This is a genomic window from Hydrogenophaga sp. Root209 (assembly GCF_001428625.1).
Taxonomy (GTDB): Bacteria; Pseudomonadota; Gammaproteobacteria; order Burkholderiales; family Burkholderiaceae_C; genus Hydrogenophaga.
In genome coordinates this window covers 241366-261360 of sequence record NZ_LMIE01000012.1, presented here as the reverse complement: position 1 = coordinate 261360, position 19995 = coordinate 241366, and the positions used below count along the sequence as shown (strand labels likewise).

The 19995-nt window shown below is 67.4% G+C and carries 20 protein-coding genes; 15 read left to right on the top strand and 5 right to left on the bottom strand.

What is annotated here, in order from left to right; translation table 11 throughout:
• Positions 1 to 32: 32 nt before the first annotated feature.
• Positions 33 to 1493: a metalloprotease TldD gene (gene tldD, locus ASE11_RS10030; protein ID WP_056269991.1), complete on the top strand. Its 1461-nt coding sequence runs from the start codon at positions 33 to 35 to the stop codon at positions 1491 to 1493.
• Here tldD and ASE11_RS10025 read toward each other — a convergent pair.
• Positions 1490 to 2998: a cryptochrome/photolyase family protein gene (locus tag ASE11_RS10025; RefSeq protein WP_056269987.1), complete on the bottom strand. Its 1509-nt coding sequence runs from the start codon at positions 2996 to 2998 to the stop codon at positions 1490 to 1492. The two genes, tldD and ASE11_RS10025, sit on opposite strands and share 4 nt — an antisense overlap.
• 76 nt (positions 2999 to 3074) lie before the next feature.
• Between ASE11_RS10025 and ASE11_RS10020 the strand changes: the two genes are divergently transcribed.
• The 7 genes from ASE11_RS10020 to ASE11_RS09990 all read left to right on the top strand — a co-directional run bounded on the left by ASE11_RS10020 (position 3075) and on the right by ASE11_RS09990 (position 10046).
• Positions 3075 to 3662, top strand: coding sequence for a YqgE/AlgH family protein (locus ASE11_RS10020; RefSeq protein ID WP_056269984.1), 588 nt, complete (start codon positions 3075 to 3077; stop codon positions 3660 to 3662).
• The gene (gene ruvX / locus ASE11_RS10015) at positions 3659 to 4072 is read left to right on the top strand and encodes a Holliday junction resolvase RuvX (RefSeq protein ID WP_056269979.1); all 414 of its coding nucleotides are present in this window, start codon (positions 3659 to 3661) and stop codon (positions 4070 to 4072) included. The genes ASE11_RS10020 and ruvX overlap by 4 nt, the downstream gene beginning before the upstream one ends.
• Positions 4069 to 4584 (top strand): bifunctional pyr operon transcriptional regulator/uracil phosphoribosyltransferase PyrR, encoded by a 516-nt coding sequence (gene pyrR / locus ASE11_RS10010; protein ID WP_235501244.1) that lies wholly within the window; start codon positions 4069 to 4071, stop codon positions 4582 to 4584. The genes ruvX and pyrR overlap by 4 nt, the downstream gene beginning before the upstream one ends.
• A 2-nt stretch (positions 4585 to 4586) precedes the next feature.
• Positions 4587 to 5546: an aspartate carbamoyltransferase catalytic subunit gene (locus ASE11_RS10005; protein WP_056269974.1), complete on the top strand. Its 960-nt coding sequence runs from the start codon at positions 4587 to 4589 to the stop codon at positions 5544 to 5546.
• 99 nt (positions 5547 to 5645) lie between these two features.
• Positions 5646 to 6977, top strand: coding sequence for a dihydroorotase (locus tag ASE11_RS10000; RefSeq protein WP_056269972.1), 1332 nt, complete (start codon positions 5646 to 5648; stop codon positions 6975 to 6977).
• Positions 6974 to 7729, top strand: a complete 756-nt coding sequence (locus ASE11_RS09995) for a lysophospholipid acyltransferase family protein (RefSeq protein ID WP_056269969.1) — start codon at positions 6974 to 6976, stop codon at positions 7727 to 7729. The genes ASE11_RS10000 and ASE11_RS09995 overlap by 4 nt, the downstream gene beginning before the upstream one ends.
• 184 nt (positions 7730 to 7913) lie before the next feature.
• A complete protein-coding gene (locus ASE11_RS09990) occupies positions 7914 to 10046 on the top strand; it encodes a PQQ-dependent dehydrogenase, methanol/ethanol family (protein WP_056269965.1) in 2133 nt (710 codons plus the stop codon).
• A gap of 67 nt (positions 10047 to 10113) precedes the next feature.
• Here the strand turns inward: ASE11_RS09990 and ASE11_RS09985 are convergent, their stop codons facing one another.
• Positions 10114 to 10758: a glutathione S-transferase gene (locus ASE11_RS09985; protein ID WP_056270680.1), complete on the bottom strand. Its 645-nt coding sequence runs from the start codon at positions 10756 to 10758 to the stop codon at positions 10114 to 10116.
• Between the two features lie 97 nt (positions 10759 to 10855).
• Here ASE11_RS09985 and ASE11_RS09980 point away from each other — a divergent pair, with 97 nt between their 5' ends.
• From ASE11_RS09980 to ASE11_RS09970, 3 genes are all read left to right on the top strand, one after another.
• Positions 10856 to 11233, top strand: a complete 378-nt coding sequence (locus ASE11_RS09980; protein WP_056269961.1) for a DUF2946 domain-containing protein — start codon at positions 10856 to 10858, stop codon at positions 11231 to 11233.
• A 120-nt stretch (positions 11234 to 11353) separates the two neighbouring features.
• Positions 11354 to 11845: a copper chaperone PCu(A)C gene (locus ASE11_RS09975; RefSeq protein WP_056269957.1), complete on the top strand. Its 492-nt coding sequence runs from the start codon at positions 11354 to 11356 to the stop codon at positions 11843 to 11845.
• Between the two features lie 4 nt (positions 11846 to 11849).
• Positions 11850 to 13259 (top strand): PepSY-associated TM helix domain-containing protein, encoded by a 1410-nt coding sequence (locus tag ASE11_RS09970; protein WP_056269953.1) that lies wholly within the window; start codon positions 11850 to 11852, stop codon positions 13257 to 13259.
• A 66-nt stretch (positions 13260 to 13325) separates the two neighbouring features.
• On the opposite strand, the gene ASE11_RS09965 is transcribed toward ASE11_RS09970, so the two are convergent.
• The gene (locus ASE11_RS09965) at positions 13326 to 14441 is read right to left on the bottom strand and encodes an ABC transporter ATP-binding protein (RefSeq protein ID WP_056269950.1); all 1116 of its coding nucleotides are present in this window, start codon (positions 14439 to 14441) and stop codon (positions 13326 to 13328) included.
• 144 nt (positions 14442 to 14585) lie between these two features.
• On the opposite strand from ASE11_RS09965, the gene ASE11_RS09960 reads away from it, so the two are divergent.
• The 3 genes from ASE11_RS09960 (at position 14586) to ASE11_RS09950 (ending at position 17187) form a co-directional block, all read left to right on the top strand.
• Complete coding sequence (locus ASE11_RS09960; protein WP_056269946.1) at positions 14586 to 16193, top strand: ABC transporter permease; 1608 nt, start codon at positions 14586 to 14588, stop codon at positions 16191 to 16193.
• Positions 16194 to 16266: 73 nt separating this feature from the next.
• Entirely contained in the window at positions 16267 to 16710 is a 444-nt protein-coding gene (locus ASE11_RS09955; RefSeq protein WP_056269941.1) for a twin-arginine translocation signal domain-containing protein, read from the top strand.
• A 123-nt stretch (positions 16711 to 16833) separates the two neighbouring features.
• On the top strand, positions 16834 to 17187 hold the full coding sequence (locus ASE11_RS09950) for a hypothetical protein (protein ID WP_056269936.1): 354 nt from the start codon (positions 16834 to 16836) through the stop codon (positions 17185 to 17187).
• Between the two features lie 14 nt (positions 17188 to 17201).
• On the opposite strand, the gene ASE11_RS09945 is transcribed toward ASE11_RS09950, so the two are convergent.
• Positions 17202 to 17633 (bottom strand): VOC family protein, encoded by a 432-nt coding sequence (locus tag ASE11_RS09945; RefSeq protein ID WP_056269933.1) that lies wholly within the window; start codon positions 17631 to 17633, stop codon positions 17202 to 17204.
• 96 nt (positions 17634 to 17729) lie between these two features.
• Positions 17730 to 18029 (bottom strand): AMP-binding protein, encoded by a 300-nt coding sequence (locus ASE11_RS26550; protein ID WP_056269929.1) that lies wholly within the window; start codon positions 18027 to 18029, stop codon positions 17730 to 17732.
• A 166-nt stretch (positions 18030 to 18195) separates the two neighbouring features.
• Here ASE11_RS26550 and ASE11_RS09935 point away from each other — a divergent pair, with 166 nt between their 5' ends.
• On the top strand, positions 18196 to 19986 hold the full coding sequence (locus ASE11_RS09935) for a ShlB/FhaC/HecB family hemolysin secretion/activation protein (protein WP_082585651.1): 1791 nt from the start codon (positions 18196 to 18198) through the stop codon (positions 19984 to 19986).
• The last annotated feature ends 9 nt before the right edge of the window (positions 19987 to 19995 follow it).

Below are 19995 nucleotides of genomic sequence, written 5' to 3'. Positions count from 1 at the left end.
CGCGCGGGGCGGGTCGTTCTTACAATGGCCCCATGATTTCACGCGAACCCACCCTGGCCCGTCTGGCCACCGCCCAAAGCCTGCTCCTCGAACCGTTTGGCCTCACGCCCGTGCATCTGCAGCGCGCGCTCGGCGAGATCATGTCGCACGGCGTGGACGATGCCGACCTGTATTTCCAGACCACCCGCAGCGAAGGCTGGAGCCTGGAAGAGGGCATCGTCAAGACCGGCAGCTTCAGCATCGACCAGGGCGTGGGCGTGCGCGCGGTGAGTGGTGAAAAGACCGCGTTTGCCTATTCCGACGACCTCTCCTGGGACTCGCTGCTGGACGCCGCGCACACCGTGCGCAGCATCTCCGGCCAGGGTCAGTCGAAGAAGGTGAAGACGCCGGCCTCCAAGGTGGCCAAGTCGCGTTCGCTCTATGGCGGCGTGGACCCGATCGGCACGCTCGACAGTACCGCCAAGGTGGCGTTGCTGGAGAAAGTGGAAACAATGGCCAAGGCCAAGGACCCACGCGTGGTGCAGGTGATGGCCGGTCTGGCCGCCGAGCACGATGTGGTGCTGGTGGCGCGCGCCGACGGCACGCTGGCCGCCGACGTGCGACCGCTGATCCGCCTGTCGGTCACCGTGATCGCCGAGCAGGCCGGCCGCCGCGAGGTGGGTTCGTCGGGTGGCGGTGGCCGCTTTGGTCTGGCCTATTTTGACGATGCGATGGTGCAGTCCTATGTGGATGAAGCAGTGTCCTATGCACTGACCAACCTTGACGCCCGGCCCGCGCCGGCCGGCGAGATGGTGGTGGTGCTGGGCTCGGGCTGGCCGGGCATCCTGTTGCACGAAGCGGTGGGCCACGGGCTTGAAGGCGACTTCAACCGCAAGGGCAGCAGCGCCTTTGCCGGGCGCATCGGCCAGCGCGTGGCCGCCAAGGGCGTGACCGTGCTCGACGACGGCACCATCGCCGACCGGCGCGGCTCGCTCAACGTGGACGACGAAGGCCACACCTCGCAGAAGAACGTGCTGATCGAAGACGGCATCTTGCGCGGCTACATCCAGGACTCGATGAACGCGCGCCTGATGGGCGTGAAACCCACCGGCAACGGCCGGCGCGAGAGCTACGCCCACGTGCCCATGCCGCGCATGACCAACACCTACATGCTGGGTGGCGACAAGGCGCCCGAGGAAATCGTGGCCAGCATCAAGAAGGGCCTCTACGCCACCAACTTCGGCGGTGGGCAGGTCGACATCACCTCGGGCAAGTTCGTGTTTTCCGCGAGCCAGGCCTACTGGGTGGAAAACGGCCAGATCCAGTACCCGGTGAAGGGCGCCACGCTGGTGGGCAACGGTCCCGATTCGCTCACCCGCGTGAGCATGATCGGCAACGACATGAAGCTCGACAGCGGTGTGGGCACCTGCGGCAAGGAAGGCCAGAGCGTGCCGGTGGGCGTGGGTCAGCCCACCTTGCGCATCGATGGTTTGACGGTCGGCGGTACGGCTTAATCTGCTGAAGAAGCGCCAGAAGCCGGGATCTTTCCCGGCTTTTTCACGACCGCGTAGCGCAGCAGGGTCTGCTCTCTGGCGACCGCGTGGTCGACCACCGGGCGCGGGTAGGTCTTGCCCAGTTCCACACCGGCGCCGGCCAGTTCGATCTCCAGCGCCTTCCAGGGCGCGTGAATGGCCGCATCGGGCAGGCCCGCGAGTTCGGGCAGGTAGCGCCGGATGAACCTGGCCTGCGGGTCGAACTTCTCGCTCTGACTCACCGGGTTGAAGATGCGAAACCAGGGCTGGGCATCACAGCCGCTGGAGCTGGCCCACTGCCAGCCGCCGTTGTTGGCGGCCAGGTCGAAGTCGATCAGCTTCTCTGCAAAGTAACGCTCGCCCCACTGCCAGTGGAGCCCCAAGTCCTTGACCAGGAAACTGGCCACCACCATGCGCAGGCGGTTGTGCATGTAGCCGGTCTGGTTGATCTGGTGCATGGCCGCGTCCACCAGCGGGTAGCCGGTGCGGCCCTCGCACCAGGCGGCAAACAGTTCCTTGCCGTGTCTTCCATGCTCGAACTTGATGTGGTCGTACTCGGGCTTGAATGCCTTGTCCACCACGTGCGGAAAGTTGGCCAGCACCTGGTGGTAGAAGTCGCGCCAGATCAACTCTGAGAGCCAGGTGCTCGCGCCCACCAGACCCTGCAGGTGCATCTGGTACGCCACCGAGGCGAGGTGGCGGATCGAGATGGTGCCGAAGCGCAGGTGCACGCTGAGGTAGCTCGGGCCTTTCACGGCGGGGAAGTTGCGCGTCTCGTCGTAGCGGTCGATGCGCTCCACGAAGTCTTCAAACAGGCGGTGCGCGCCGCTGGCGCCGGTGGGCAGCGGCAGTTGCGCCAGGTTGGTGGGCTCGAAGCCGATGTCGGCCAGCGTGGGCACCGGCTTCGCCCAGGCCGCCGGCATCGACGCCAGGGTGCGGGCGTACTGCGCCACCGGGTAGGCCTTGAGATGGAAGGGCGTGAGCGCCTTGAGCCAGGCGTTCTTGTAGGGCGTGAACACACCAAAGGCGTGACCCGCCTGCGTGAGCACCTCGCGCCGCTCGAAGATCACGTGGTCCTTGTGGCTGTGCAGCAGGATGCCGGCGTGCGCCAGGGCGCCGAACACCTGGGCATCGCGCGTCAGCGCGGCGGGCTCGTCGTCGTGGTTGGCAAACACCGCTTGAACTGCCAACTGCTGTGCCAGTGCCGGCACGGCCTTGGCGGCTGCACCGTGCATCACGATCAGGCCCACACCGCCCACGCCGTTGACGCGGCCGAGCTCGCGCAAGGATGAGTCGAGCTCCACCAAGGATTCGCGGATGAACTCCACGCGCCGATCCGCCCGGGGGAGGGGGTCGAGGATCTCGGTGTCGAAGACGAACACGCACCAGACCTGGCGACAGACCTTGAGCGCGTGGTACAGCGCGGCGTTGTCTTGTGCGCGCAGATCGCGCCGGAACCACATCAGGCCTTTGTCGTAGGTGTTCATGGGTCCGGGCGGCTGGTGCTGGGGCGGTGGCAGCAGCCACCTCTGGGGGGTAAGGCAAGCGGCTTAAAATCGGCCGATGCCTGCTGATTTTGCCCCCATCAACCTCACCAATCATTTTCTGATTGCGATGCCCGGCCTCAGCGATGAGCTATTCGGCCGCAGCGTGGTGTTCATGTGCGAGCACAGCGAACGCGGAGCGCTCGGTCTGGTGATCAACAAGCCCAGCGACATCCTGCTGCCCCGCCTGTTCGAAAAGGTCGACCTGCCCATGGGCCGCGATGACTTGCTGGAGCTGCCCGTGTTCCAGGGCGGCCCGGTGCAGACCGAGCGCGGCTTCGTGTTGCACGAGGCGGTGTCGGGCGAGGGCGAATCGGTTTACGCCTCCACCTTGTCGATTCCCGGCGGTCTTGAGATGACCACCTCGAAAGACGTGCTGGAGGCCATGGCCTCGGGCGCCGGCCCGCGCCGGGTGTTCGTGTCGCTCGGCTACGCCTCGTGGGGCCAGGGCCAGCTCGAATCGGAAATCACCGAGAACAGCTGGCTGACGGTGGAGGCCGACCCTGCCTTGATTTTTGATGCGCCGGTGGCCGAGCGCTATGAACGCGCCATGGCACTGTTGGGCTTGCAGCCCTGGATGCTGTCTCCTGATGCGGGGCACGCATGAGCAACCTGGCCACGGCCGTTCCGGCTGATTGCCAGATGTTTCTTGCATTCGACTTTGGGCTCAAACGCACCGGCGTGGCCACTGGCAACCGCATCACCCGCAGCGCCACACCGCAGGCCACCATCGCGGCCGAGGGCGACGCGCGCTTTGCTTTGATTGCACAGCGCCTGAAAGAGTGGCAACCCGATGCCCTGGTGGTCGGTGTGCCCTACCACCCCGACGGCGCGGCCCATGAGAACACCGCACGTGCCCTGAAGTTTGCGCGCCAGCTGCGCGGCCGCCACGGCCTGCCGGTGTTTGAAGTGGATGAGCGTTACAGCACCACCGAAGCCCACAGCCTGGGCGCGAAAGACGCCGACGCGGCGTCGGCCTGCATCATCCTGGAACAATTCTTGAGGAGCCTGCCTTGACCGAGTCCTTGCCTCTGAATGCAGAGGCGCTCTACGCCGAACTCCTGCCCGCCGTGAAGGCGTTGATCGCCGAATCGCCCGGTCCTGTGGTGCTTGCCGGCATCACCTCCGGCGGCGCCTGGCTGGCCGAACGCCTGCAGCGCGACCTGGGCCTGCCAGGCAATGCCGGCGTGATCTCGTCCAGCATGCACCGCGACGATTTCGCGCAGCGCGGCCTGGCATCCAGCGCGCAGACCGTCCTGCCCTTCGACGTGAACGGCGCCCATGTGTTGCTGATCGACGACGTGCTCTACACCGGTCGCACGCTGCGCGCCGTGATCAACGAACTCTTCGACTACGGCCGCCCGGCCAGCGTGCGCCTGGCGGTGCTGGTGGACCGGGGTGGGCGCGAACTGCCGATCGAGGCCAATGTGTGCGCCGCCCGTGTCGAGATGCCTGCGGGTCAGTCGCTTGAACTCGCGCGCGACGACAGCGGCCGCATGAGCTTTGTGCTGGAAACCAAGGAAGCCTGACCGTGCCAAGCAAGAACCCCCAGCTCAACAAGAACGGTGAACTCATTCACCTGCTCTCCACCGAGGGCCTCTCGCGCGACATCCTCACGCAGATCCTGGACACCGCGGCCAACTTCGTGAGCGTGAGCAACCGCGAAGTGAAGAAGGTGCCGCTGCTGCGGGGAAAAAGCGTGTTCAACCTGTTCTTCGAGAACAGCACGCGCACCCGCACCACCTTCGAGATCGCGGCCACGCGCCTGAGTGCCGACGTGATCAACCTGGACATCGCGCGCAGCTCCACCGCCAAGGGCGAGTCGCTGCTCGACACCATCGCCAACCTCAGCGCCATGGCGGCCGACATCTTTGTCGTGCGCCACAGCGAATCGGGCGCGCCCTACCTGATCGCGCAGCATGTGGCCCCGCATGTGCACGTGATCAACGCCGGCGACGGGCGCCATGCGCACCCCACGCAGGGGCTGCTCGACATGTACACCATCCGCCACTACAAGCAGGACTTCACCAGGCTCTCGGTGGCCATCGTGGGCGACGTGCTGCACTCGCGCGTGGCGCGCTCCGACATCCACGCCCTGACCACGCTGGGCTGTCCTGACGTGCGCGTGGTCGGCCCGCGCACGCTGGTGCCGAGCGACCTCTCGCAGATGGGCGTGCGCGTGTGCCACACGCTGGAAGAGGGCATCAAGGACTGCGACGTGGTGATCACGCTGCGCCTGCAGAACGAACGCATGAGCGGCGCGCTGCTGCCTTCGAGCCAGGAATACTTCAAGAGCTTCGGCCTCACGCCCGAGCGCCTGCGCTGGGCGAAGGACGATGCGATCGTGATGCACCCGGGCCCGATCAACCGCGGCGTGGAGATCGACTCGTCCGTGGTGGACGGGCCGCAGAGTGTGATCCTGCCGCAGGTCACTTATGGCATCGCGGTGCGCATGGCGGTCATGGGCATCGTCGCGGGGAACGAGGCATGAATGTGGCCCCCACGCTCCGCCGCTTCGCGGGTCGCTGCCCCCCGAGGGGGTGCGTTTCGCCTTGGGGCGGCCCGGCGGCGAAACCTATGAGGACCTAACGTGAAGATATTGATCCAAAACGGCCGTGTGATGGACCCGGCCACCGGCCGCGACGAGATGGCCGACGTGGCGATCGCCGCCGGCCGCATCATCGCCATCGGCAATGTGGCGCCCGACTTCCACGCCGCACGCACCATCGACGCCACCGGCTGCGTGGTGGCACCGGGCCTGGTGGACCTGGCCGTGCGCTTGCGCGAACCCGGCCAGGAACACGCCCGCATGCTCGAGAGCGAGATGGCCGCGGCGGTGGCTGGCGGTGTGACCTCGCTGGTCTGCCCGCCCGACACCGACCCGGTGCTCGACGAGCCCGGCCTGGTGGACATGCTCAAGTTCCGCGCCGAGAAGCTGCACCTGGCGCGCGTGTTTCCGCTGGGCGCGCTCACGCGTGGCCTGCAGGGCGAGGTGCTCACCGAAATGGCCGAGCTCACCGAGTCCGGCTGCATCGGCTTTGGCCAGGCCGAGGTGCCCATCGTCAACGTGCAGGTGCTGCAGCGCGCGCTGCAATACGCCGCCACCTTCGGCTACACCGTGTGGCTGCGCCCGCAGGATTTCTGGCTGGGCAAGGGCGTGGCCGCCAGCGGTCCGCTGGCCACGCGCCTGGGCCTGGCCGGCATCCCGGCAGCGGCGGAAACCATCGCGCTGCACACGCTGTTCGAACTCATGCGCGCCACCCAGGGCAAAACGCCCGGCAGCCCCAACGCGCGCGTGCACCTGTGCCGCCTCAGCAGCGCCGCCGGCCTCGCACTGGTGCGCCAGGCCAAGGCCGAGGGCCTGCCGGTCACCTGTGACGTGAGCGTGCACAACCTGCACCTGACCGACATCGACATCGGCTACTACGACAGCCGCCTGCGCCTGCAGCCTCCCGTGCGCCAGCAGCGCGACCGCGACGCGCTGCGCGCCGGTCTGGCCGACGGCACCATCGACGCGCTGGTGTCCGACCACAACCCGGTGGACAGCGACGCCAAGACGCTGCCCTTCGCCGAGGCCGAACCCGGTGCCACCGCGGTCGAGTTGCTGCTCGGCCTGGCCTGCACCTGGGCGCAGCAGGACGGTCTGGGCCTGATGCAGGCGCTGACCGTGATCACCAGCGGACCGCAGTCGGTGCTGGGCGCCAGCCTGGGCACGCTGCAGGCCAGCGTGGGGCGCATCGCAGTGGGCGGCGTGGCCGACCTCTGCATTTTCGACCCCAACGCGAGCTGGACGGTGCAAGCCGATGCGCTGCGCAGCCAGGGCAAACACACGCCGTTTGGTGGCCACGAGCTGCCCGCGCGCGTGCGCGCCACGCTGGTGGGCGGGCAGGTGGCGCACCAGGCCGTGGACGCCACCGCGTGAACCGTTTGCGCGCTGCCTGGCGCGCCTTGCGTGCCATTGGCCACGTGCTGCGCGGCCTGTGGATCATCCGCAGCGAATTCGGCCGGCTCACGCCGCCGCAAACCCAACTGCTGGCGCGCGAGTGGTCGCGCCAGATGCTGACCATCCTGGGGGTGGAGCTGGTCGTGCACGGCACGCCGCCCGCACACGGCCCGTTGCTCATGGTGTCCAACCACATCTCGTGGCTCGACATCCTGGTGCTCAACGCGGCGCACCCGAGCCGCTTTGTTTCCAAGGCCGACGTGAAGAGCTGGCCGCTGCTGGGCTCGCTCATCACCGGCGCGGGCACGCTCTACATCGAACGCGAAAGCCGGCGCGACGCCATGCGCGTGGTGCACCACATGGCCGAACGCTTGCGCGAGGGCGACACCCTCACCGTGTTCCCCGAAGGCACCACGGGCGACGGCCGTGAACTGCTGCCGTTTCACGCCAACCTGCTTCAGGCGGCCATCACGGCCAATGTGCCGGTGCTGCCGGTGGCGTTGGGCTTCGTCGACCGCGTGCACGGTGGCCGGCACGACGCACCCGTGTTCGTTGGCGACACCACGTTGGTGGCCTCGATCTGGACCACGCTGTGCGCCGACGGTGTGCAGGCGCAGGTGCGCTATGGCGAGGCCCAACACCCGCGCGGGCGCGACCGCCGGACCTGGTCGCACGACCTGCGTGCGGCGGTGCAGCAACTGCAGGGCGCGGGCACCGACAGCGCCGACTGACATGGCTTGCCGGGGTGCTGGTGTTCCACCCCGGAACACTTCTGGTTCAGGGAAATCCCGAGGATGAAACCGGACAGACACAGGAGGAACATGCCGGTGTCTGCTCTTGTGCGCGTGCCCGGCTCGCGAACGGGCGGACGCCCCACAACAAGCCTGCTCGCAGCGGGTTGCACCAGGAGACACGATGAAAAACACACCACTGGCCCGCCTCGGGTGCTGGGCGGCGGCAGGCATGCTGGCCGCATGGGCCCTGAGTGCAACGGCGTTCGCCCAGGCCCCCGCCAAAGGTTCGGCCGCGCACATCACCGCCGCGGTCAACAAGGTCAACGCCGCGTTCATGAAGAGCAACGCCCGCAAGACACCCGACTGGCCGAGCTACGGACTGGACTACGCCGAGACGCGCCATTCGAAGCTGAACCAGATCAGCACGTCCAACGTGAAGGACCTGGGCCTGGTGTGGTCGTACAACCTCGAATCCAAACGCGGCGTGGAGTCCACCCCGCTGGTGGTCGACGGCATCATGTACGTCACCGCCTCGTGGAGCGTGGTGCACGCGGTGGACGTGCGCACCGGCAAGCAGATCTGGACCTTTGATCCGAAGGTGCCGCGCGAAGCCGGCTACAAGGGTTGCTGCGATGTGGTCAACCGCGGCGTGGCGCTGCACGAGGGCAAGGTCTTTGTGGCCGCGTACGACGGCCGCCTGATCGCGCTGGACGCCGCCACCGGCCGGCAGGTGTGGGAGAAGGACACCATCATCGACCGCAAGTTCAGCTACACCATCACCGGCGCGCCGCGCGTGTTCAAGGGCAAGGTGATCATCGGCAATGGCGGCGCCGAGTACGGTGTGCGCGGCTACATCACCGCCTACGACGCAAAGACCGGCGACCAGAAATGGCGCTGGTTCACCGTGCCGGGCGACCCGAGCAAGCCGTTCGAGGACGAGTCCATGGCCAAGGCGGCCAAGACCTGGGATCCGGCCGGCAAATGGTGGGAAGCCGGTGGCGGCGGCACCGCCTGGGACGCGATGGCCTTCGATCCCGAACTCAACCTGATGTACATCGGCACCGGCAACGGCTCGCCCTGGCAGCGTGACAAGCGCAGCCCCGCGGGTGGCGACAACCTGTATCTGGCCTCCATCGTTGCGCTCAATCCGGACACCGGCAAGTATGTGTGGCACTACCAGGAAACCCCCGGGGACAACTGGGACTACACCTCCACGCAGCCCATGATCCTGGCCGACATCAAGGTCGACAACAAGCCGCGCAAGGTGATCCTGCACGCGCCGAAGAACGGCTTCTTCTTCGTGATCGACCGCGTCAACGGCAAGTTCATCTCGGCAAAGAATTTCGTCGACGTGAACTGGGCCACCGGGTACGACAAGAACGGCCGCCCGATCGAGACCGCGCTGGCGCGCACCGGCGATCGACCGCGCGAAATCATCCCGAGCGCGTTCGGCGCGCGCAACTGGCACTCCATGTCGTACAACCCGGCCACCGGGCTGGTCTACATGCCGGTGCAGGGCGTGCCGCTCACGCTCATGGACAACAAGGACTGGAAGTTCAACGGCGTGCGCCCGGGCGAACCTCACAGTGGCATGGGCTGGAACACGGCCAATTTCGCCAACGTGGAGCCGCCCACCAGCAAGCCCTATGGCCGCCTGGTGGCTTGGGACCCTGTGAAGCAGCAGGCCGCCTGGACCAAGGAGCAGATCTCGCCGTGGAACGGCGGCACGCTCACCACGGCGGGCAACCTGGTGTTCCAGGGCACGGCCGACGGGCGCTTCATCGCCTACAACGCCACCACCGGCGAGCAGCTATGGGAAACGCCCACCGGCACCGGCGTGATCGCAGCGCCCAGCACCTACCTGGTCGACGGCAAGCAGTACGTGTCGATCGCGGTCGGCTGGGGCGGCGTGTACGGTTTGGCCCAGCGTGCCACCGACCGCGAGGGCCCCGGCACGGTCTATACCTTCGCCGTGGGTGGCAAGGCGCAGCCGCCGGCCTTCGTGAAGTACCAACTGGACAAGCTGGTGGCCGGGGTGAAGTACGACCCGACCCACGTGCCCACCGGCACCGCGCTGTATGTGAGCAACTGCGTGTTCTGCCACGGCGTGCCGGGTGTGGATCGGGGTGGCAACATCCCCAACCTGGGTTACTTGGACGCATCGTTCATCGAGAATCTGGACAAGTTCGTGTTCAAGGGTCCGGCCACCGAACGCGGCATGCCGGACTTCACGGGCAAGCTCAGCATGGATGACGTGCAAAAAATCAAGGCGTTCATTCAGGGAACCGCCGATGCGATCAGACCCAAGAATTGAAGGGCGATGAGCCACAAAAAAAGCCGGGCATCTGCCCGGCTTTTTCATGCGCGCCGCGCCGGCGTGTTCAGCCTTTCGCGCGCTTGAGCATCACCTCGGTGTTGGTCTTGCGGTCCGCGTTCACCGTCTGCACCGCGGGGCGCTCGGCCAGCAGCTTCAAATACTCGCGCACCGGTAGATCGGCGAGGTAGTCACGCCCGTAGATGATCTTGGTGGCGCTGCTCACCAGCGGCAGGTGCACGGCGGCCGCGCAGTCGGCCAGGGTGAAGGTGTCGCCCGCGATGAAGGGCGAGAACTTCACCAGCTGGGCGAAGGCCGCCACATTCTTGGTGAGTTGCTCGCCGGTTTTTTCCTTGGCCGCGTCGCTCACCTTGCCGCCAAAGAACGCCTCGCCGTAGAGGTTGCGCGCCACCAGCTCCAGGTGCAGCTCGATGTATCGCACGATCTCGCGCACCTTGCCTTTCTGGTACGCGTCGGCTGGCAGCAGCGGGCGCGCGGGGTAGGCGTCTTCGATGTACTCGAGCAGCACGGTGGACTCGGACAAGGGACCCGCGTCGGTCTTGAGGTAAGGCACCTTGCCCAGCGGGCTGGCGGCCTTGTCGGTCTGGCCGAGCCAGGCCAGTTCTTCTTCAAAGGCCACACCTTTTTCGAGCAGCGCGAGCTTGACCTTGTTGTAGTAGTTGCTGGCTGCAAAGCCGCACAGAGTGAGCATGGACATGTCTCCAGGTGGTTGTGGTGGCGCGATGGTAGTGGGTGAATGCGCGCTGCACACGTCTCGCAGTTGACCCCGGCTGATAAACTTCGCTCCCATGTTGGCCCGCCCATTCCACCGTCGATTTGCTGCCTGGCTGGCCCTGCTCGCCATGGTGTGCGGCGCGCTCGCGCCCACGGTGGCGCAGGCGGTGGTGGCCTCGCAAGGGGACGCCGACTGGGTGCAGGTGTGCAGCGCGAGCGGCATGGTCTGGGTGCAGGCCGACGCGGCCGATGCGACCGATGGCGAATCCATGGCCGATGCCTCGCGCCACTGCCCCTGGTGCCATCTCCACGGCGCCGCCGGCCTGCCGCCTGCGTCGTTGCGGCCACTGGCACTGGCACCGCAGGCCGGACCGCCCCGCACACAGCCCCTCGGGCTCACGCCCGCCACCTTCTGGCCGGCCGCGCCTTCGCGCGCACCCCCGCTGGCCTGACGCGCCGGCCCTCATCGGGCTGCTGCGCACGCTGCGCACACGGTTTTCTTCACCGAGCCGCCCGCCATGTTCTGGCGTGAGACGGCCGATCCCGTTCAATGGCCTTTGCCGGATACATCCATGAAACACCTGATCATCTCCACCCTGCTGACCCTCACCGCCAGCGCCTGGGCACAAGCGCCCGCCAACGTCGACGTGAAAGACGCCTGGGTGCGTGCCACCGTGGCGCAACAAAAGTCCACCGGCGCCTTCATGCAACTCAATGCCAAGGCCGACACGCGCCTGGTCGAGGTCAGCTCGCCCATCGCCGGCGTGGTCGAACTGCACGAAATGGCGATGGACAAGGACGTGATGCGGATGCGCCCCGTCAAAACGGGTCTGGCCTTGCCCGCGGGCCAGGCGGTCGAGCTCAAGCCCGGCGGTTACCACGTGATGCTGATGGACCTCAAAGGCCCGGTGAAGGCGGGCGACGTGGTGCCCGTGACGCTGGTGTTCGAGGGCAAGGACGGGCAGCGCTCGACGCTGGACGTGAAGGCCACGGCGCGTCCGTTGGGCAACGCCGCCGCGGCGCCCGCTGCGGCTGGCGACGACCACGGCCAACACAAACACTGAGGCGGTGAGCACCGCTCAACGCGCGTCCACCGCGGACGCGGGGACAAGGCCGTCCCGATTTCACGCCGTGGCCTGGCGCTGGCACTTCTACGCCGGCCTCTACGTTGTGCCTTTTCTGCTCATGCTGGCGCTCACCGGCGCCGTCATGGTGTTCTTCACCGGGTTCCAGACCCGGCTTGGCTTCACGGTGCCTGTGGTGCCGCAGGCCGTTGTGCTGCCGGTCAGCGCGCAGGCGAAGGCCGTGCTGGAACTGCGTTCGCAAGGCCAGTTGATCGAATACATCGCACCGCGCGCGCCCGACCAGGCGAGCTGGTTCGTGGTGCAGCGCGACGGCCTCACCGAAGCGGTGGCGGTGGACCCGCACACCGCGCAGGTGCTGCAGCTGGTGGACAAGGAGAACACCGTGTTCGCCTGGGCCGAGCGCATCCACGGCACGCTGCTCATCGGCGATGTGGGCGACCGGCTGATCGAGATCGCCGCCGGCTTCGCCATCGTGATGATCGTCACCGGCCTTTACCTCTGGTGGCCGCGCGGTGGCACACGCTGGGCCCAGGTGCTGATGCCCGACCTGCGGCTCAAGGGCCGCCTGTGGTGGCGCTCGCTGCACGCCAGCGTGGGCTTCTGGCTCAGCGCGGTGCTGTTCGTGTTCCTGCTCACCGGCCTGTCATGGACGGGGGTGTGGGGCGCGCAGTTCGCACAGCCCTGGGGCACGTTTCCCGCCGCCAAGTGGGACGCGGTGCCGCAGTCGGATGCGACCCACGCCACGTTGAACACCGCTGGCCAGAAAGAGGTGCCCTGGGGTCTGGAGCAGACGCCGTTGCCCGCATCCGGCTCGGCCGCCGGGGTGGTGGGTGTGCCCGAAGGCCAGCCTGTGAACCTGGACACCGTGGCCGCACTCGCGAAGCAGCTCGGTTTCCAGGGTCAGCACCACATCCAGCTGCCGCAAAGCGACACCGGTGTGTTCACGATCTCGGCCGACACCATGAGTGGTGACCTGAAAAACCCCACGCAGGACCGCACGGTGCACGTGGACCGCTACACGGGGCGCGTGATCGCCGAGGCGGCGTTCGCCGACTACGCGCTGGTGGCCAGAGGCATGGCGGTGGGCATCGCGCTGCACCAGGGCGACCTGGGTGTGTGGAACGCGGCGCTCAACCTGCTGTTCTGCGCGGCAACCATGTTCCTCTGCGTCAGTGGCATCGTGATGTGGTGGAAGCGACGGCCGGCGCGCAGCTGGCGGCTGGTGGCGCCACCCGTGCCGCACAAGCTGCCGCTGTGGAAAGGCGGCGCTCTGGTGATGTGCGGGGTGGCGTTGGCGTTTCCGCTCAGTGGCGCCGTGTTGCTCGCGGTGTTGCTGCTCGACTGGCTTGTGTCTTGCTCCCTCTCCCTCCGGGAGAGGCTTGGCCTGTCCTGAGCCTGTCGAAGGAGGGTGAGGGCACGTTGACCAACAATGCCGCTTCAGGAGCAACCGGTAGGCAAGTCAGTTCGACGGCACCCGCGCCACGCCCGGCGCAGGCGGGCTCGACGCACCCGATCCGCGCTCGAAGGTGACCACGTGGTCCACCTCGGCGCGGATGCCGATCCACTCGCCCACCGCGTGGTTGTGGTGCGAGGGCACGTGCGTCATCAGCACCTCGCCGCTGGCCAGGCGCAGCGTGTAGAGAAATTCCGAGCCGCGAAACGCCTTGCGCAAGATCTGCGCCTTCACCGGCGCGTTGTCGTCGTGCACGATGTCGTCGGCGCGCAGCAGCACGTCGCACAGGCCCGAGGCATAAGCCGTGGGCAGCGGGCATTCGTCCACATCCTGCAGCGCGCCCAGCGGCGTCTGCACCGAGACCTCGTTGCCGTTCATGCGGATCTGCGCCGGCGCGAACACGCCGTGCCCGATGAACTCGGCCACGAAGCGGGTGGCCGGGCGGTGGTAGAGCGCATAGGCGTCTTCCCACTGGTGCAGGTGGCCTTCGTGCATCACGCCGATCACGTCGCCGATGGCAAAGGCCTCCAACTGGTCGTGCGTGACGAACAGCGCCGTGGCGCCAGCGGCCTTGAGGATGCCGCGCACCTCGTGGGCCAGTCGCTCGCGCAGGTCCACGTCGAGGTTGGAGAAGGGTTCGTCCAGCAGCAGCAGGCGCGGGCGCGGTGCCAGAGCGCGGGCCAGCGCCACACGCTGTTGCTGCCCGCCCGAGAGCTCGTGCGGAAAGCGCTTCTGCATGCCGTCCAGGCCCACCAGCTTGAGCACCTCGGCCACCCGCGCGTCGCGCTCGGCGCGCGGCAGGCGGTCAATGCCGAAGGCGATGTTCTTGCCCACGTCGAGGTGGGGGAAGAGGGCGTAGTCCTGGAACACCATGCCGATGCGGCGCTGCTCGGCCGGCATGTGGTGCGCGCCGTCGCTGACCTTCTCGCCTTCGAGCGTGATGCTGCCGCCGCTGGCGCGCTCCAGGCCCGCCACCGCGCGCAGCAAGGTCGTCTTGCCGCAGCCTGAAGGGCCGATCAGCACACCGATGTCGCCAGCGCGCAGCCCGAGCGAGACGCCGTCCACCGCGGCCTGGGACAGGCCGGGGTAGTGCACGCTGAGTTGGGAGACGTTGAGGAACATGGCGGTTCTTGTGGGTGGGTCATTGTAGATAACTACAATTCTCATTTGCATTGATGTGCATCAAAAGCCCCTCGCCGAACGCGGCAGGTTTGCGTGCCATCATCCCGCTCGGTCCTCTGTCTCTTCCCCCACCTCCCTCTCTTCATGCTGCGTTGGTTGGCCCTCGCCCCGTTGATCCTGCTCGCGTGCGTGCTCACGTTGCCCGTGCTTTCGCTCGGCGGCTCGTGGTTCCAGTTCGACGCCGCGGCACGCGACGTGCTGGGCCAGATGGCGCAGACCGTGCTGCCCGAGTACGCGCTCACCACCGTGGCGCTGTGCGTGTCAGTGGCGGTGGGCGTGGCGGTGGTGGGCATGCTCACCGCCAGCGCCGTGACCTTGTTCGAATTCCCCGGTCGGCGCTTCTTTGAATGGGCGCTGCTGCTGCCCCTGGCCATGCCGGCCTATGTGGTGGCCTACGCCTACACCGATTTCCTGCAGTTCAGCGGCCCGCTGCAGGTGTGGATGCGTGAGAGCTTCGGCCTCAGTGGCCGTGTGTTCCCCGAGATCCGCAACACGCCCGGCGCGGTCTGGGTGTTCACGTTTTCGCTCTATCCCTATGTGTACCTGCTGGCCCGCACCGCGCTGGCCGAGCGCGCCTCGCAGCTGATGGAAGCCGCGCGCCTGCTGGGCGCGCCGCTGGGCCGGCGAATCCGCGAGGTGGCGCTGCCGCTGGCGCGCCCGGCCGTGGCCGCGGGCGTGGCGCTGGCGCTCATGGAAACGCTGGCCGATTTCGGCGTGGTGAGCTACTTCGGCGTGCAGACCTTCACCGCCGGCATCTACAAGGCCTGGCTGGCCATGGACAACCGCCTGGCCGCCGCGCAGCTCGCCACCATGCTGCTGGCCGTGGTGGCGCTGCTGCTGTGGCTGGAGCACCGCGCGCAGCACCGCATGCGCTTTTCCACCCTGCGCGGCCAGCGCGCCGGCAGCAACGAAGCCCAGCCCAGCCAACTCCGCGGTGCCCGCGCCGGCCTCGCCATCGCGCTGTGTGCCCTGCCCATCGCCTTCGGCTTCGTGCTGCCGGTGCTGTTCATGCTGCGCCCGCTCATCGGTGGCTGGGACGAGTTGCCCTGGACGTCGTTTGTGCAGTGGTCGCGCAACAGCGTGTGGCTCGCCGGACTGTCGGCCTCCCTGGCCACGGCCATCGCGCTGGCGCTCGCGTTCGCCCTGCGGGCCCGGCCCGGCAAGGTCACGCGCGGCGTGGTGCAACTGGCCAGCCTGGGCTACGCCGTGCCCGGCGCCGTGATCGTGGTGGGCCTGCTGCTGCCGGTGGGCTGGCTGCAGGCGGTCAAGCCCGACACCAGCGTGGGCTACTTCGTCACCGCCACGGCGCTGGGCATCGTGTGGGCCTACATGGTGCGCTTCACCGCCGTGGCCCTGCAGTCGGTGCAAAGCGGTTATGCCCGCATCCCCGGCAGCCTGGACGATTCGGCCCGCATGCTCGGCACCACCGGCCTGGGCCTGGCCGCGCGCGTGCACTGGCCGCTGCTCAAACGCTCCACCGCCGCCGCCGCGCTGCTGGTGTTCGTGGACGTGATGAAGGAGCTGCCCGCCACCCTGGTGCTGCGGCCGTTCAACAGCGACACCCTGGCGGTGGTGACCTACCAGCTGGCGCGCGACGAGCGCCTGGGTGAGGCGGCGTTGCCCGCCTTGACGTTGGTGCTGGTGGGGCTGGTGCCGGTGATCCTGCTGAGCCGGACGCTGCGACAGCGGTAAGCGGGTGTTGCGGCCTGTTGTGCCGGTGGGGGTGCGCTGCTCTAATGAATTTTTCAATCCACTCACGGCACTCATGCTCAAAACCCCCCAGGAAGAAAGGCGCCAGTTCATGGCGCTGGCCGCTGCCAGCGGCGTTGCCGCCTTGGTGGCTGGCTGCGGTACCCGCTCGCCGCTGCCCGGCCAGGCGCCCGCAAGCGCAGCCTACCGCCGCGAGGCCGCGACCCACCTCTACCGCAAGTACCCGGACCGCATCTACCGAGGGCAACTGCCCGCCATGCTCTACGCCATTGGCGTGCTTGAGGTCGAGGTGAGCCAGGGCGGGCGGGTGGGCTCCACGCGCTGGCTGCGGGGGCCGAGCCATGCGCCGGAGGTCATGGCCGAGATCGAGCGCCTCGTGCGCCAGGCCGCGCCATTCCCGTCGCCACCCGGCTTCGGGCGGGTCCAGTATGTCGACACGTGGCTGTGGGACCGCAGCGGGCGTTTCCAGCTCGACACGCTGACCGAAGGGCAGCTCTGAGCGAAGGCAGGGCGGCACCCTGGCCGAAGTGTTCGGCGCCGTGCGGCACCGAACAGACCCCACCCCCGGCCGTCCCTACCGTTGCGTTACGGGCCTCACTTGGCGGGCCTGTTGGAGACGCACATGTCCAGCAACACCGACACCGACAACGCTTTCCCTTACACCGGCATCCCCAGCACCGAAGTCGTGCGCGAGCCGGGCCACACGGGCATGGCCGAGCACGGCACCGAGATCACCAAACACCTGCTGCAAGAAGCCAACGACCGGGTCGAGCGCATGACCGACGAGGCAGACCCGTTGGCCAGGCATGGCGGGTCCGATGCCCATTCCAGCCGACAGAGGCGGGCGCGGCAGTTGCGTGATGCAGGTCGGCATGCGGCCGACAGCGTGCGCGCGCACACACGGGCCAATCCGTTGACCGCCGTGTTGGCGGGCGTGGTCGTGGGTGTTTTTCTGGCGCGCATCACGCACCGGTGACGCGGTAGCGTGGGCTACTTCTGAGCCATCTCCCGGGGTCCGCCGTTGACGCCCCAGGGCGTGCCGAAGCGGTCGGTCACCATGCCGAAGGTGTCGGCCCAGAACGTCTCGGCCAGCGGCATGGTCACCTTGCCGCCGTCGGCCAGGGCGTTGAAGACGCGCGTGGCTTCAGCGACCGCGGGGTAGGTGATGGCCAGCATGCAGCCCTGGATGCCGGCGAAGGGCACGCCGGGCGGCGCGTCGCCAGCCATGAGCGCGAAATCGGAGTGGACCAGGTAGGCGTGCATGACGCGGTTGGCATGCTCGGCCGGCACCGGCATTTCGCCGGGCATGTCGCCGTAGGTGATCAGCGCTTCAAGTTTGGCGCCCAGCACCTGGGCGTAGAACTTCATGGCGTCGGCGCAGTCGCCGTCGTAGGACATGTAGGCACAGAGTTGAATCGACATGGGATCTCCTGAAAGGGATGAAAGAGAGACTGACCCACTGACGACGAACGGGCCCACGCGGTTTCGACAGGCGCGCAGACGCGCCGCGATGAGCGGTCACCGTCCACCATCGCTGTCCATGGTGTTGATGGCGCTGTGGCTGGGGCTCACTGGATCACCCTCTCTTCCGGTGTGGATGAAAGGTGATGCGAGGTTGTCCATGGTGGAGGATCGTTCGAATCGACTTCCGTGCCCTTGCAGTGACTGTCCGCGGCGCTCGCTGAGCGGGCAGGCCGTGGCACCGATCCACCAGCAGGCAAAGATCGCGCGCACCAGCAGGTCGTGGTTGGGGGCGAGCAGGGCGACGCGGTCACCGGCGCGTACACCGCGCGCCGACAGGGCCGCCGGCGCCCGCACCTGCTCATGGTGTCCGTAATTTTCGTGACGGAGTTGGCACTCGCCCTGCGCGTTTAGTACCGGCGGGTTATTGCAATCCCACCCCTCTCTTGATGTGATCACGTTCGCCAGTGCCTGAGCGACTGGCTATAGACAAAACCAAAAGAAAAGAACAGGGAGTTCTCGTATGAACCGCAACCACCACCGGGTGGCGTTGAGCGCCGCGCGTGGCATTTTTGTGGCTGTGGCCAGGTGCGCCGTGGCGTACCGTTGGTGCTTGTTCGCGCTGCCCTGTTTTGTGGCGGCGGGCAAGGTGCACGCGCAGGCGCCAACGACCCCGCCACCCGACGTCCGCCAGCAAGGCGAACAACAGGAGCGTTTGCAGCGAGAGCGCGAAGACGCCCAACGCGGCCTTCTCCAGCCTGCACCCCCAGCGCCGACCCCACGCACACCCGAGCAACTCAAGCCCTGGCCCGAGCTTGAATCGCCGTGCCTGCCGATCCGTGAAGTCGGGCTGGCTGGTGATTCGAGTGAATCCTTTCAATGGGTCTTGGAGCCGCTGATGACGGGCCCCGATCCAGCCATCGGCCGCTGCCTGGGGGTGGGCGGCGTCAATGTCGCCGCTGAACGCGCGCAGCAAGCCTTGATAACACGCGGGTTTGTGACCTCGCGCATCGTGCTCGAGGCGCAGAACCTCTCCAGTGGGCGCCTGACCCTGACCCTGGTGCCAGGACGCATCCGGGCCATCCGCTTCAAGCAACCCGATGCCCGCGCCCATGCGTTGAACGCGGTGCCTGCCGGCCCTGGCGACATCCTGAACCTGCGTGATGTGGAACAAGCACTGGAGAACTTCAAGCGCGTGCCCACGGCCGAGGCCGATATCCAGATCGAACCCGCCGACGTGCCCGACCACAGCGACCTGGTCATCTCCTGGCGCCAGTCGCTGCCCTTGCGCCTGAATGTCACGCTCGACGACGGTGGCTCCAAGGCCACCGGCAGGTACCAGGGCAGCGCCACCCTCAGCTACGACCACTGGTGGACGCTCAACGACCTGTTCTACGTCACCGTGAACCGGGACCTGGGAGGCGGCAACGCAGGCGATCGCGGTACACAAGGACACACGGTCCACTATTCCCTTCCGTGGGACTACTGGCTGCTGGGCTTCACCCAATCCGCCAGCCGCTACCACCAGAGCGTGGCCGGGCTGAGCCAGGACTATGTGTACAGCGGCCAGAACGACAGCGCTGACCTGAAGCTCTCCCGGCTCGTCTACCGCGATGCCAGTCGCAAGACCACCGCCAGCCTCAAGGGCTGGTTGCGCCACTCGAAGAACTTCATTGACGACACCGAGGTGCACACCCAGCGCCGTGCCACCGGTGGCTGGGAGCTGGGCCTGGGCCACAGGGAATTCATCGGCAGGGCCACGCTGGATGTGAACCTGACGCACAAGCGCGGCACCGGCGCATTCGGTGCGATCACAGCACCCGAGGAGGCCTTTGACGAAGGCACCTCGCGCATGCGCATCACCACGCTCGATGTGAGCTTCAGCGCGCCGTTCGCGCTGGCCAGCCAGAAGCTGCGTTATGGCGGCACGTTGAGGGTTCAGCGCAACGGCACGCCGCTCACACCACAAGACCGCTTCGCCATCGGCGGGCGCTACACGGTGCGGGGCTTTGATGGTGAGTCCAGCCTGTCAGCCGAGCGGGGTTGGACGCTGCGCAACGACCTGGGCTGGACCTTGGGTGGGGACGTGGGCGAATGGGGCCTGGAAGCCTACCTGGGTGTGGACTGCGGCTCGGTGAGTGGCCCCTCAGCCCAGTTTCTGGTGGGGCGCAGCCTGGCCGGCGCGGTGCTGGGTGTGCGCGGCCATCTCCAGCGCATGAGCTACGACGTCTTCATCGGCAAGCCCATCAGCCAGCCCATCTCTTTCCGCGCCGCCACTGTCACGGCGGGCTTCAGTCTTTCTGCTTCTTTCTGACGCCAGGGA